14 protein-coding genes are annotated in these 13,371 nt (G+C 39.5%); 9 read left to right on the plus strand and 5 right to left on the minus strand.

Annotation, left to right across the window (positions count from 1 at the left end):
* Positions 1-211 precede the first annotated feature (211 nt).
* From AC27JL_RS13710 to nqrM, 8 genes are all read left to right on the plus strand, one after another.
* Positions 212-1,555, plus strand: coding sequence for a Na(+)-translocating NADH-quinone reductase subunit A (locus tag AC27JL_RS13710; RefSeq protein WP_006791494.1), 1,344 nt, complete (start codon positions 212-214; stop codon positions 1,553-1,555).
* A 1-nt stretch (position 1,556) separates the two neighbouring features.
* The gene (locus AC27JL_RS13715; protein ID WP_006791493.1) at positions 1,557-2,771 is read left to right on the plus strand and encodes an NADH:ubiquinone reductase (Na(+)-transporting) subunit B; all 1,215 of its coding nucleotides are present in this window, start codon (positions 1,557-1,559) and stop codon (positions 2,769-2,771) included.
* Positions 2,764-3,513 (plus strand): Na(+)-translocating NADH-quinone reductase subunit C, encoded by a 750-nt coding sequence (locus tag AC27JL_RS13720; RefSeq protein ID WP_010556997.1) that lies wholly within the window; start codon positions 2,764-2,766, stop codon positions 3,511-3,513. Before AC27JL_RS13715 ends, AC27JL_RS13720 begins: the two co-directional genes overlap by 8 nt.
* Entirely contained in the window at positions 3,513-4,145 is a 633-nt protein-coding gene (locus tag AC27JL_RS13725; RefSeq protein ID WP_006791491.1) for an NADH:ubiquinone reductase (Na(+)-transporting) subunit D, read from the plus strand. Before AC27JL_RS13720 ends, AC27JL_RS13725 begins: the two co-directional genes overlap by 1 nt.
* A gap of 10 nt (positions 4,146-4,155) precedes the next feature.
* Entirely contained in the window at positions 4,156-4,764 is a 609-nt protein-coding gene (nqrE, locus tag AC27JL_RS13730) for an NADH:ubiquinone reductase (Na(+)-transporting) subunit E (protein ID WP_006791490.1), read from the plus strand.
* Positions 4,765-4,781: 17 nt separating this feature from the next.
* Positions 4,782-6,005 (plus strand): NADH:ubiquinone reductase (Na(+)-transporting) subunit F, encoded by a 1,224-nt coding sequence (nqrF, locus tag AC27JL_RS13735; protein WP_010556998.1) that lies wholly within the window; start codon positions 4,782-4,784, stop codon positions 6,003-6,005.
* A gap of 113 nt (positions 6,006-6,118) precedes the next feature.
* Positions 6,119-7,147: an FAD:protein FMN transferase gene (locus tag AC27JL_RS13740; protein WP_410899080.1), complete on the plus strand. Its 1,029-nt coding sequence runs from the start codon at positions 6,119-6,121 to the stop codon at positions 7,145-7,147.
* Between the two features lie 101 nt (positions 7,148-7,248).
* Positions 7,249-7,461, plus strand: a complete 213-nt coding sequence (gene nqrM, locus AC27JL_RS13745) for a (Na+)-NQR maturation NqrM (RefSeq protein WP_010557000.1) — start codon at positions 7,249-7,251, stop codon at positions 7,459-7,461.
* 915 nt (positions 7,462-8,376) lie between these two features.
* Here the strand turns inward: nqrM and AC27JL_RS13750 are convergent.
* Together AC27JL_RS13750 and AC27JL_RS13755 are read right to left on the minus strand one after the other, a co-directional pair.
* Complete coding sequence (locus AC27JL_RS13750; RefSeq protein ID WP_487195841.1) at positions 8,377-8,964, minus strand: FMN-binding negative transcriptional regulator; 588 nt, start codon at positions 8,962-8,964, stop codon at positions 8,377-8,379.
* Positions 8,964-9,539 carry a GNAT family N-acetyltransferase gene (locus AC27JL_RS13755; protein WP_487195842.1) on the minus strand — a complete coding sequence of 192 codons (576 nt, stop codon included), beginning with the start codon at positions 9,537-9,539 and terminating at the stop codon, positions 8,964-8,966. The genes AC27JL_RS13750 and AC27JL_RS13755 overlap by 1 nt, the downstream gene beginning before the upstream one ends.
* A gap of 104 nt (positions 9,540-9,643) precedes the next feature.
* Here AC27JL_RS13755 and pdxR point away from each other — a divergent pair, with 104 nt between their 5' ends.
* Positions 9,644-11,104, plus strand: a complete 1,461-nt coding sequence (gene pdxR, locus AC27JL_RS13760; RefSeq protein ID WP_487195843.1) for a MocR-like pyridoxine biosynthesis transcription factor PdxR — start codon at positions 9,644-9,646, stop codon at positions 11,102-11,104.
* A 1-nt stretch (position 11,105) separates the two neighbouring features.
* On the opposite strand, the gene AC27JL_RS13765 is transcribed toward pdxR, so the two are convergent.
* From AC27JL_RS13765 to AC27JL_RS13775, 3 genes are all read right to left on the minus strand, one after another.
* The gene (locus tag AC27JL_RS13765; protein ID WP_487195844.1) at positions 11,106-11,771 is read right to left on the minus strand and encodes a hypothetical protein; all 666 of its coding nucleotides are present in this window, start codon (positions 11,769-11,771) and stop codon (positions 11,106-11,108) included.
* A 90-nt stretch (positions 11,772-11,861) separates the two neighbouring features.
* Positions 11,862-12,359: a TlpA family protein disulfide reductase gene (locus AC27JL_RS13770; protein WP_487195845.1), complete on the minus strand. Its 498-nt coding sequence runs from the start codon at positions 12,357-12,359 to the stop codon at positions 11,862-11,864.
* Between the two features lie 62 nt (positions 12,360-12,421).
* Positions 12,422-13,330 carry a histone deacetylase family protein gene (locus tag AC27JL_RS13775; RefSeq protein ID WP_487195846.1) on the minus strand — a complete coding sequence of 303 codons (909 nt, stop codon included), beginning with the start codon at positions 13,328-13,330 and terminating at the stop codon, positions 12,422-12,424.
* Positions 13,331-13,371: the final 41 nt, after the last annotated feature.

A 13,371-nucleotide genomic window follows, 5' to 3' on the forward strand; every position in this document is an offset into this window, starting at 1 on the left:
TTCAGTCGTATAATTTTCATAAATACACTCGCATAGTCACCCACAATGGTGTTAAAATTAAGGCAATATGTGAAGAGTTTTTACCGCGTTGCCTGTTTAATGACCAAAGCGAGTTTTTCTTTTATACATTGAAATAACTTGGGGTAGCTTAAATGGCGACGTGGTTGGTACGATTTTTCAGTTTCTTTCCGTTAATGTAGTGCAAGTGCGTATGATCAACATAAAAAAAGGTCTGGATTTACCATTAGATGGCGCACCTCAGCAAGTTATTCACGACGGTTCACCCGTCAAAAGAGTAGCCGTGCTAGGTGAAGAGTTTATAGGTATGCGTCCAACCATGCATATTCGTATGGATGACCAAGTTAAAAAAGGCCAGGTACTTTTTGAAGACAAAAAGAACCCAGGCGTCCTGTTTACCGCACCAGCTTCTGGTGTTGTAAAAGAAATAAATCGTGGTGCTAAACGTGTGCTGCAATCTGTTGTTATTGAAGTAAACGGCAGTGAGCAAATCACCTTTGACTCTTTCTCTGAATCTGAGCTTACAAGCTTAGATCGTGAAAAAGCTAAAGAAGTACTTATTCAGTCAGGTCAATGGACAGCACTACGTGCTCGCCCATTCAGCAAAGTAGCGGCTGTAGATGCAAATCCTAGCTCTATATTTGTTACCGCTATAGACACTAATCCTCTTGCTGCAGATCCTGCAGTGATTATTGCTGAAAATGCGCAAGCGTTTGAAGCAGGCTTAGCTGTTGTATCGCGTTTGACCGATGGAAAAGTTTTTGTTTGTAAGCAAGCTGGCAGCCAAATCCCTAGCTCATCTATTGCTCAAGTAGAAGTACATGAGTTTGGTGGTGTGCATCCGGCTGGCCTTGTAGGCACTCATATTCACAACCTTGACCCTGTATCTGCTAGCAAGCAAGTTTGGCATATCGGTTACCAAGACGTTATTGCGTATGGTCACCTGTTCCTTACTGGTGAAATATACACAGATCGTGTTGTTTCTCTTGCAGGTCCTCGCGTTAAAAATCCACGTTTAGTGAAAACACAATTAGGTGCTTCATTAGATGACTTAGTGGCAGGGGAATTAGAAGACGGTGATAACCGTGTTATTTCTGGTTCTGTACTTGCAGGTGCTACGTCGTCTGGTGTTCATGCATTCTTAGGTCGTTACCATGTTCAAGTATCTGTTTTACTTGAAGGTCGCGAAAAGGAATTGTTTGGCTGGATTGCACCAGGTAGTGATAAATTCTCTGTAACGCGTACATTCTTGTCTCACCTTACTCCGAGTCGTTTATTCAAAATGACAACGTCTACGGGTGGTTCAAAACGTGCCATGGTTCCACTTGGAAGCTACGAGCGTGTTATGCCACTTGATATTTTGCCAACGCTATTATTACGTGACTTATTGTCTCGTGATTTAGACAGTGCAATTTCATTAGGTGCGCTTGAATTAGATGAAGAAGATTTAGCGTTATGCACCTTCGTTTGTCCTGGCAAATACGAGTACGGCGCAGCCCTACGCGATTGCTTAACTACGATCGAGAAGGAAGGCTAAAATGGGTTTAAAAACTTTCTTAGAAGATATCGAGCCGCATTTTGAACCAGGTGGAAAACACGAAAAATGGTACGCACTGTATGAAGCCGCCGCGACTATTTTTTACACACCAGGTTATGTAAACAAAGGTTCAACTCACGTTCGCGATAACATCGACCTAAAACGTATGATGATTTTAGTGTGGATGGCGACGTTCCCTGCCATGTTTTTTGGTATGTTCAACATCGGTCATCAAGCAGCTATGGCGCTTGGTAATGGTTTTGAGCTAGCTAACATTTGGCAAGTAGGTTTGTTCCAGCTACTAGGTGGTGATTTGACTGCCGATGCAGGTTGGGGCGCAAAAATGTTCTACGGAGCGTGTTTCTTCCTACCTATTTATGCAACAACGTTTGTTGTTGGTGGTTTTTGGGAAGTGTTGTTTGCTTCTGTGCGTAAGCATGAAGTAAATGAAGGTTTCTTCGTAACATCAGTGCTATTTGCACTAATTTTGCCTGCCACAATTCCTTTATGGCAAGTTGCACTAGGTATTACTTTTGGTGTTGTAATCGCAAAAGAAATATTTGGTGGTACTGGTCGTAACTTCTTAAACCCTGCTCTTGCAGGTCGTGCGTTCTTATTCTTCGCATACCCAGCGCAAATTTCAGGTGACACAGTATGGACTGCCGTAGACTCGTTCTCTGGTGCAACTATGCTAGGTCAAGCATTTGCAGGTACGTTAGGTGGTGACTTAGGTTACGCTAACATGCAAATGTGGTGGAATGCGTTCTACGGCTTTATCCAAGGTTCTATGGGTGAAACGTCAACGCTTGCTGTACTTATTGGTGGTTTGTTCTTAATTTACGTGCGCATTGCTTCGTGGCGTATTGTGCTAGGTGTATTCCTAGGTATGGTGATTACTTCATCAATACTAAACACAATTGGCTCAGAAACTAATGCAATGTTTGCTATGCCTTGGTACTGGCACATGGTGCTAGGTGGCTTTGCATTTGGTATGTTCTTTATGGCTACTGACCCTGTATCTGCTGCATTTACTGATAAAGGTAAATTAGCATACGGTGCGCTTATTGGCTTTATGGTTATCATGATCCGTGTTGTTAACCCTGCATACCCTGAAGGCATCATGCTGGCAATCTTGTTTGCTAACTTGTTTGCACCATTATTCGATCACTTTGTAGTGCAAGCTAATATCAAGCGGAGGTTGGCACGTAATGTCTAGTAATAACGAATCAATTGGCAAAACGCTAGCTGTTGTTGTCTCATTATGTTTGGTGTGTGCAGTAATTGTATCGCTAACGTCAGTGCAACTTCGCCCTTTGCAAAAAGCAAACAAAGCAAAAGATATTCAAAGCAATATTTTAGCAGCCGCGGGTATTAGCAAAGTTGATAACGTTGCTGAAACGTTTGAAGCTAAAATCGAAACACGCTTTATTGATATGCAAAGCGGTGATTTTGCAGACCCTGTAGAAGACTTTGACTTTGAAAAAAGTAAATATGATGCAGAGCTAAGCAAATCTTTAAAAGAGAATGGAATTAAGGACATCGCTGGTATACAACGTATCACTAAGCGTGCACCTGTTTACATTTCTAAAAAAGACGATGGCTCTACAGATGCAATTATTCTTCCTATCCAGGGTTATGGTTTATGGGGTTTGATGTACGGTTTTATTTCGCTTGAAAGCGATGGTGAAACAATTAAAGACATCATCTTTTATAAGCACAACGAAACACCTGGTCTAGGTGGTGAAATTCAAAACCCACAGTGGACTGCAACGTGGGAAGGTAAAGAATTACCAATCCAGATCGTTAAAGGAACTGCGGGCGGTGATGAGCATAAAATCGATGGTCTTTCAGGTGCTACATTAACATCTAACGGTGTTGATCACGCGGTTGATTTTTGGACTGGCGAAAACGGCTTTGGCCCTTTCCTTGCTAAAGTACGTAATGGAGCATTGAAATAATGGCTGATACTAAAGAAATGAAGGCGGTCCTGTTTGGGCCAGTTTTCGCTAACAACCCAATTGCACTTCAAGTACTCGGTATTTGTTCTGCGTTGGCTGTAACGTCTAGCTTAAAAAACGCATTAATCATGTCAATCGCATTGACCTTGGTAACCGCATTTTCAAGCCTTTTTATCTCGACTATTCGTAATCACATCCCATCGTCAGTGCGTATTATCGTACAGATGACGATTATTGCGTCATTAGTAATCGTTGTTGACCAAGTACTGCAGGCTTTCTCTTATGCTACGGCAAAAGAGCTTTCTGTATTCGTTGGTCTGATTATTACTAACTGTATCGTAATGGGTCGTGCTGAAGCATACGCGATGAAGTCACCACCATTAATGTCTTTCCTTGATGGTATTGGTAACGGCTTAGGTTACTCTGTAGTACTTCTTACTGTTGGTTTCATTCGTGAGCTATTCGGTAAGGGTTCACTATTCGGTGTTGATATTATTCCATTAGTACAAAATGGTGGTTGGTACCAACCTATGGGTCTATTGATCTTACCACCGAGTGCATTCTTCATCATTGGTTTATTCATTTGGGTACTTCGTACTTATAAGAAAGACCAAGTAGAAGCTAAAGCGTAAGGGGCGATAAGTGGAACATTATATTAGTTTATTTGTAAAAGCCGTTTTTATTGAAAACTTAGCTTTAGCGTTCTTCCTAGGTATGTGTACATTTTTAGCCGTGTCTAAAAAAGTAACTACATCAATTGGCCTAGGCGTAGCGGTTATTGTTGTACTTGGTATTTCTGTACCAGTTAACAACTTGGTTTACCACGCGGTATTAGCACCAGGTTCACTTGAGTGGCTTGGTTACCCAGAAGCTGATCTTAGCTTTTTACGTTTCTTAACTTTCATTGGTGTTATTGCAGCACTAGTGCAAATTCTTGAAATGGCATTAGATAAGTTCTTTCCACCACTATACAACGCATTAGGTATTTTCTTACCATTGATCACAGTTAACTGTGCAATCTTTGGTGCGGTAGCCTTCATGGTTGAGCGTAACTATAACTTCGGCGAGTCTGTTGTATATGGTATTGGCGCTGGTGTGGGCTGGGCGCTTGCAATTACATTACTTGCAGGTATCCGTGAGAAAATGAAGTATTCAGACGTACCAGATGGTTTACGTGGTTTAGGTATTACCTTTATCACTGTTGGCTTGATGGGTCTTGGCTTTATGTCATTTTCTGGTATTTCACTGTAATAATAGCGAGGTCAATCATGGATATTTTCTTAGGCGTTGGTGTTTTTATCGCTATCGTTGTAATACTAGTTTTAATCATCATTGGTGCTAAGTCTAAACTAGTTGCAAGCGGTGATATCATCATCGGTATTAATGGCGATGCAGACAAAGCCATTAAAACATCAGCAGGTAGTAAGCTATTAGGTGCACTATCTGAGTCGGGTATTTTCGTATCTTCTGCATGTGGTGGCGGTGGCTCTTGTGGTCAGTGTCGCGTTCACATTAAAGAAGGTGGCGGCGATATTCTACCAACTGAGCTTGATCACATCTCTAAAGGTGAAGCCCGCGAAGGTTGTCGTTTAGCGTGTCAGGTAAATGTTAAAAATGACATGGAAATTGAACTTGAAGAGTCAATTTTCGGTGTTAAAAAATGGGACTGTGAAGTTATCTCTAACGATAACAAAGCAACTTTCATTAAAGAACTTAAGCTACAAATTCCAGATGGCGAATCAGTGCCTTTCCGTGCGGGTGGTTACATCCAAATAGAAGCACCAGCTCACCATGTTAAATACGCCGATTTCGATGTTCCTGAAGAGTATCGTGGCGACTGGAATCATTTTGGTTTCTTTGACCTGGAGTCAAAAGTAGACGAAGAAACAATTCGTGCTTACTCAATGGCTAACTACCCAGAAGAAGAAGGCATCATCATGCTTAACGTGCGTATCGCTACGCCGCCGCCAAGAAACCTAAGCCTACCTTGTGGTAAAATGTCATCGTACATTTGGTCACTTAAAGAAGGTGACAAGGTTACTATTTCAGGTCCATTTGGTGAGTTCTTCGCTAAAGAAACCGACGCTGAAATGGTATTTGTAGGTGGTGGTGCAGGTATGGCACCAATGCGTTCACATATCTTTGACCAACTTAAACGTTTAAATTCTAAGCGTAAAATGAGTTTTTGGTATGGTGCGCGTTCTAAGCGTGAAATGTTCTACGTTGAAGATTTTGACGGCCTAGCTGCTGAAAACGATAACTTCGTTTGGCACACAGCGCTTTCAGATCCACAACCTGAAGATAACTGGGAAGGTTATACTGGCTTTATCCATAACGTGTTATTTGAGAACTATCTTAAAGACCACGAAGCGCCGGAAGATTGTGAGTTCTACATGTGTGGTCCTCCAATGATGAACGCGGCAGTTATCAATATGCTTAAAGACTTAGGTGTTGAAGACGAAAATATCTTATTAGATGATTTCGGTGGCTAACACGCATATCAAAACAGATTAGTTTTGGTTAAAATATCAGCCTCGTAGCACTCTGTGTTACGAGGTTTTTTTATTCTTATATATTAATTTTTAACCTATTAAGTAGGGTTGTTATGAACAAAGTAAATACTCCCCAGGGCATAATCGCCTTATTTATTATTACGCTGACTTTACTGTTATCTGGATGCGCAGAATCGGTCCCAAAGGAAACCTATTTAGAAGGTAAAACCATGGGGACTACCTATCATATTAAATATTATGACGAGCAAGAGGCAATATCTGCTCTTCAAATACAAGAACAAATAGATGCTGTATTAGTCGACGTAAACCAGTCTATGTCTACATACATTAAAGACTCGGAGATAAATACATTTAATCGCTTGCCTGCAAATCAATTTATGCCAATAAGTGAAGACTTCAGAGCCGTTATAAGCGAATCCATTCGTATCGGTGAGTCTACTAATACACTTGATGTAACAATGGGACCATTGATTGATTTATGGGGATTTGGCCCTGATAAAAAGCCGACCAAACGACCCACTGATGATGAGCTTCAGGCAATGGTTGCAAATATTGGTGTAGATAAGCTTGTATTAAATGAACAAGGTTTAGCAAAAACAGTTGATGGACTAGAACTATCATTTTCTGCAACTGCTAAAGGGTACGGCATAGACAAAGTAGCGCAATTACTAGAAAGCCATAGCATTACTAATTACATGGTTGAGATTGGCGGTGAGCTGCGTATGTCTGGCGAAAAGCCAAATGGACAAGGCTGGGTAATTGCAATAGAACAACCAGATGCAGAGCCAGGTAAGCGTGAAGTGCACCGAATTTTACTACCAGGCACTATGGGAATTGCTACATCTGGGGATTACCGTATCTTTTATATAATGGATGGCGAAACATACACCCATTTGATTGACCCTGTAACAGGAATGCCAATTAAGCACGACTTAGTTTCTGTAACAGTATTACACCCAAGTGCAATGACCGCAGATGGCTTAGCAACTGCTTTAACAGTTATGGGTATGGAAAAAGCACAAGCTTATGCACAAGCTAATAACTTAGCAGTTTATCTAATTGCTAAATCGCCTGATGGCTTAGTTACGTATTCAAGCCCTGCATTTGAACCCTACTTGTAAGTATTCAAAGCTGGTTTATTTCCATAGAGGTTGGGTATATAATATTAACTGCTCAAAAATAGTTTGGGCTTAATTTATTGCTGATCAATAGGGGCTAAGCAATGTCACTTTTTTTTCTTACTTTTGGCTTACTAATTTTAATTGTTACAGCAATGGCTGTAGGTATGATCGTGCAAAGAAAATCGATGGCTAGCAGCTGCGGTGGATTAGGTTCGGTAGGCATCGATAAAGCCTGTGATTGCGATGATCCTTGTGACAAGCGAAAAAAGCGCTTAGCTAAAGAGCAAGCTTGGAAAGAAAACCAAATAATTTAAATATTTTTTTAGAACAAAAAGCGCTTTTATAGCGCTTTTTTTGTGCCTGCTGTTCAGGGAACGAATACACATTCAACTTAAAAAATTCATTTTACTTAATAAGAAACAGACTGGTTTTGTCATAAATAACATTAAAGAATAATGGTTTACCTAGTTTCATACAGGGGCTTTGAGTTGTTCTATGCCTAATAGAGTAAAGATTTACCGAGTGCCTTACAGGCAAATATTTCGTTACTTAAAGCATGGCTATTAGACTAAGGTCTATAGTTTAGTTTTTTTCATCTATCAGGTTTATTTTTATCGCTTGTGAAATTTGAGTAATAACTCTAAAGTTAACCCATAGACACGGCTAAGAGCTTAATCAATAGCTTTAGCAAAGTAAAATGTGTTTATAGGCAATGGCCAGAATTCGTTAGTGTTTAACTAACACAAAGAATCTTTATATTGTGTGTGAAGATGTTGTCAGTGTGAAAGGCAACTCAAGTTCGGTGGTGACTTAGCTTGGGTTGTTTTTATTTCCCTACAATTGCCACGCAATCTAAATCCAGAATCTTTATATTGTGTGTGAAGATGTTGTCAGTGTGAAAGGCAACTCAAGTTCGGTGGTGACTTAGCTTGGGTTGTTTTTATTTCCCTACAATTGCCACGCAATCTAAAACCAGAATCTTTATATTGTGTGTGAAGATGTTGTCAGTGTGAAAGGCAACTCAAGTTCGGTGGTGACTTAGCTTGGGTTGTTTTTATTTCCCTACAATTGCCACGCAGTCTAAAACCAGAATCTTTATATTGTGTGTGAAGATATTATTAGTGTGTAAACGGCTTAAATTCAATTATATTGAGTTTAAGCCGTTTTTATTTTTACTCTACCTATGCTTATTTCATCATAAAAACGCTGCAAAACGTGTAAATAATAAACTAAAACATATCAGCAATAGTATGCTTTTTGGCATTAACTAAACTTTTCTTAATTTCCATTCTTATACCTTCAGACTTGTTTTGGCTTAGTTTAAAATTACCGCTCCAATGAATAGGTTTAAAATTTATAAAGCATAGTTGCTGGTAAAGCTGTTCACGTAACTGGATTGGTATTTCATTTAGTTGCCATTTGGGCTCAAAACTTTCTTCAAAATGCGATGTTAGTCTCTGCATAATATGATGTTTTTGATTATTACACTCAACTATTTCAACCTTGGCAAGTACCTCTAATGAGCAGTAAAGCCAGCTTGGCAAAGTTTTATTATTACTATACGAAGGAGATAGATAACAGTTTTCACCGTTAAATAATAATTTTATAGACTGCCCAGCGCAGTACGTTAGCGGGTTACTTTTTGCGACGTGTGCAATAAATACATCGCGTGAGTGTTCATATAATACAGGCACTCGACATACATTATTTAAGTCACTTTGCGAGCAAGGCATTAAAATACTCGCTAGAGGGAACTGCTCAACTAAAGTCTGCAAACGTTTAATATTATGTTCTTGAAAATGCATCGGAGGGTACATTAAAGCCTCCTCTCTAGTTGTGATTTTATATCCGGCCATTGCTCATCGACTATGCTAAATTTTGCTGTGCTTCTAAAGCTACCATCACTTAGTAATCTATCTTTATGAGCCACACCTTCAAAACGTGCACCTAAGCGCGTAATTGCATTGCGTGATTTTTTATTATTTTCGTGGGTATTAAATAAAATACGCACTAAACCTAGCTTTTCAAATGCGTAATTAAGTAATAAGTATTTAGCATGTGAATTTATGTAAGTACGCTGCCAGTCATTACTAATAAATGTATGACCAATTTCAGCGCTTAAATTATGTGTATCTAACTTAAATAACCGTGTTGTGCCCACTACTTGCTGTGTGTTTTTATCAATAATGGCAAAAACAACTTGCTCGTTGTTATTAAATTGCGCCTGAGTTAAAAACCATTCTTTTAATATTTCAGGGCTTTTAGTGTAATTGCTTAATACCCACTGCCATACATCAGGGTGCTGGCCCGCTTTATATAATCCATTTAGGTGCTTATGGTTTAATGGCTCTAAAACGACCTTGTTTGTTTTATGTGTTTGCAGAGTAAACATTATTGGTTCCATTTTTGCAATTTGTGAGCAACAAATGTACGCTTATTTGGGTTGTTAAAAACAACCAGAATGTAACTTTTACCTATACCAGATTAAGGAAACATATGCAGCCGCTGAATATTGAGTTTAATGAGCAGCGCAAAGCAAAGTATTTGCAGCTAGCGCAAGCACTTCGTAGCGCAATTATTAAAGGCGATATTGCGGTAGGCACTAAGCTCAGCTCAGCCAGAAAAATGGCGCAAACCTACCAGCTAAACCGCCATACAATAATGAATGCTTTACAGCTATTAGTAGCTGAAGGCTGGGTTGAGTCTCATGAGCGCTCAGGATATAAGGTAACCCAAACCCTACCAATTCAAAGCAGTGCTAATACTAAGCAAGTACCTGTTGTAACGCCTAAACCCTATAAATTTGCCAAGGAGTTAGCAGTGCCTGGGCCTGCTATGAACCTAAATGATTTCAAATATAACTTTGCAGGTGGGCTTCCTGATCTTAATTGCTTTCCATATAAACAATTTAAACGCTCTTTAAGTTATGTCTTTAATCATGTAGATACCAGTAAGTTTCACTATGGTGATATAAGCGGAGTAAGTGAGCTAAAGCAGCAAGTAAGCAGCTATTTACACGAAGCACGTAACCTTAAAGTAACTGATTTACTAATATGTAATGGCTCTCAGGAAGCATTATTTTTAATTTCAAAGGTTTTTATAAATAAAGGTGATTTTGTTGCGGTTGAGACGTTAGGTTATCCGCCAGCTCGTAAAGCTTTTGCGGCATGCGGTGCACAATTAGTAGATATAAAACAAGATGAGCATGGTCTTTGTGTTGACGATTTAAAAGCACAACTTAGTCGATACTCAATTAAAATGTTGTACTTAACTCCACTGCATCAATATCCGACAACCGTAACTTTATCGCCTACACGGCGTATGCAAATTTATCAGCTGTGTTATAAGTATGGCGTGATGATCATAGAAGATGACTACGATCATGAGTTTCACTATAAATGTCAGCCACTACAGCCTATGGCGGCAGATGACCCTGCAGGTATCGTAATTTACCTCTCTACTTTTTCTAAAATTATGTTTTCTGCAGCTCGAATAGGCTACATTTGTGCACCGCCAGAGGTTATTGCGCAGCTAAGTGCTTGGAAACAGTTAATGAATCATAAAAACGATGTTGTTATGCAATTAGCTGTAGCGCACTTTATGAAGGAAGGGAGTTTTGAGACGCACTTAAAGCGAATGACCAAGCTCTACAAGAAAAGATTCGAGGCAATGGACAACGAGTTAAGCCTTATGCAATCAAAGGGTTTACCAATAGAATATGTAAAACCTGATGGTGGTATGGCTATGTGGGTTAATTTAAACAAACCAGTGCATGGCTTAAAAAGCGCATTGCAAATGCAGGGAGTTTATATTCAAGCAGAGCCTGAATTTTATTATCAAGAAGCCGCGCGTAGCCTAATACCAAAAAAGCAAAGTTATATACGGTTGGGATTTGCAGGGCAATCAACTCATGCCGCGCGAGAAGGGCTTGAGTTAATTGCTAAACATGTTTACTAGCTTATTTAAGTAAACTTTCGCCATCGTAAAAAAGAGGCTTTAAGGTTCCGCAGTTTATAAATTTATAAGTAAGTTCGTTTTCAGGAGGAACTCGTTTTGATGTGCGAACTTTCTGCATACAGGCATTAACCAAGTCCACAAAAATTAGGTGGTTGAAGCTTGGTGCTTTTTGAATTTTATGTACATAAATACGCTCTGTACCATTTAGTTCAATCATATCGTACTCATGCCATTGCGAAGATTCGCTTAGCTCATTGAGTTCTCTGGCGTACAGTTGCTTATCAAGCTCAAGTTGTTTAGCTTCATAAATTAAAGTGCCCCCTTGGCGGTAATCACCTTCGTAAATGTCGGCTGTAATTGTTATTTCATCCCCGCGCATTAAATGTTGAATATTAAACTTTTGCGGCTTAATAGTGATCATGTCGGCATTTTTCGCAAAGTTTAAAAAAGCAACGTTTGAATTTTTAACTTCGTAGACAATTTGCAAGTCATGTGGCGATCTATAAGAAGGAAGATTAATAGCAAAAATAGAAGACCCTCTATTCACAAGTGCCATTGGGTGAACTGCATTGTAGCTAGGGTCTAATGGTGGAAGTTCTACTTTTTCTTCTTCAGAAAACGCTGTAGTACTTAGCAAAAGCAACAATAAAGTAAATATTAAACGCATAATAACCCCAATTAATTTATGAGCTTAAATTGTAGTATAAAGTTTATATAACTCATATTTTAATGCGCATTAACTCCCTTAATTATTAAGCTATTTAGCTTTAATTGAGTTTAGTAGAGTGCGGGCTTTCAAATGTATATTTGCATTATCTGGGTTTGATGAATTGGTCACCCAAACAACATGCCCTTTTTCATTTATAAATAACGTAGTGGGTGTGCCGTGTATTCCTAGTTGTGTCGCAATTTTATCTGCTTGTATTGCGGTTTTAAATGTATAGCCTCTATTGGTTAATGCTTTGGCGGGAAAGGCGTTATCATCTTCTTTAAAACTTACAGCTATTACGTTTAAGCCCATGTCGTGTATTTTTTGAAGGGCGGGTTGTAACTTTTTGCAATAAGGGCACCATGTAGCCCAAAAGTGAAGAATATAAGGTTCGCCTAATAGGTTTTGTGTTTTTATACTTGTACCATCGGCCATGTTTAATGTTAAGGCGGGGAGTTCAGGATGGTTTGAGTCTTGAATAGATTGCTCTGCAAATACCGCAAAACTTAAAATGGTAAGTGTTATAACTATAAAAATGTGTTTCATTGTGGTGTCGTTTTTATTCTAGTTAGCAAATAAGAACGACAATATTAAGTTTTTATTTCATATTAAAAGCGTGCCGCTTGTTCAACTACAATGCCATGGCGCTGTGCAAGGCGAAGATGATCTTTATCGTAACCACCACCAATAACTGTTGCCACTGGTATGTTGTGCTCAAGGCAGCGTTTTAAAACCAAATGATCGCGTTTAGCTATCCCATCCCAACTTATATCTAATTTACCTAAGCCATCGTTTTGCCAAATATCTACACCGGCATCGTACAGTACTAAGCTTGGGTTCAGTTCTTTAAGTAAGTAGCTTAAGGTATCGTCAACAATGGCTAAGTATTCGGCATCTTGCATATGATTTGCTAAGCCAATATCTAAATCGCTAGCCGATTTCCTAAACGGGAAGTTTTTTTCGCAGTGTATTGAACAGGTATAAGCATAGGGCTGATGCGCAAGCATAGCAGCGGTGCCATCACCTTGATGTACGTCTAAATCAAAAATAAGCACGTTGGTTACTTCGCCGCTATTAATCAAGATCTGGGTGGTAAAGGCTAAGTCGTTCACCATGCAATATCCTGAGCCAAAATCAAAGTGCGCATGGTGCGTGCCTCCTGCTAGGTGACAGGCTATGCCGTGTTTTAGCGCTAAGCGAGCGGTTTGTAATGTGCCCTGCGGGGCAGTAAATGTGCGCGCCATTAATTGAGCTGACCAAGGTAATCCTATACGACGCATGGCTTTATCGTCTAAGCGATTGTTCCATAAATCGTGAATGTAGTTGTCGCAATGTACTAACTCTAAAGGCTCGGGAGAGCCTAAAACAGGTTGTGTGAGGTTATTACCAATTAAGCCTAGTTTTTTTACGTGTGCGTATAGATTAGCAAACTTACTCATTGCAAAGCGGTGCTTAGGATCAAAACTAAACGAGTAATTTGGGTGGTACACTAACGGTAAATGAGGGTTTAGAGTCATATTCACACAGGCTATAAAGTTTCCCCTATGGTAATCAACTC

Source organism: Pseudoalteromonas sp. 4NS20-0020 (assembly GCF_057554385.1).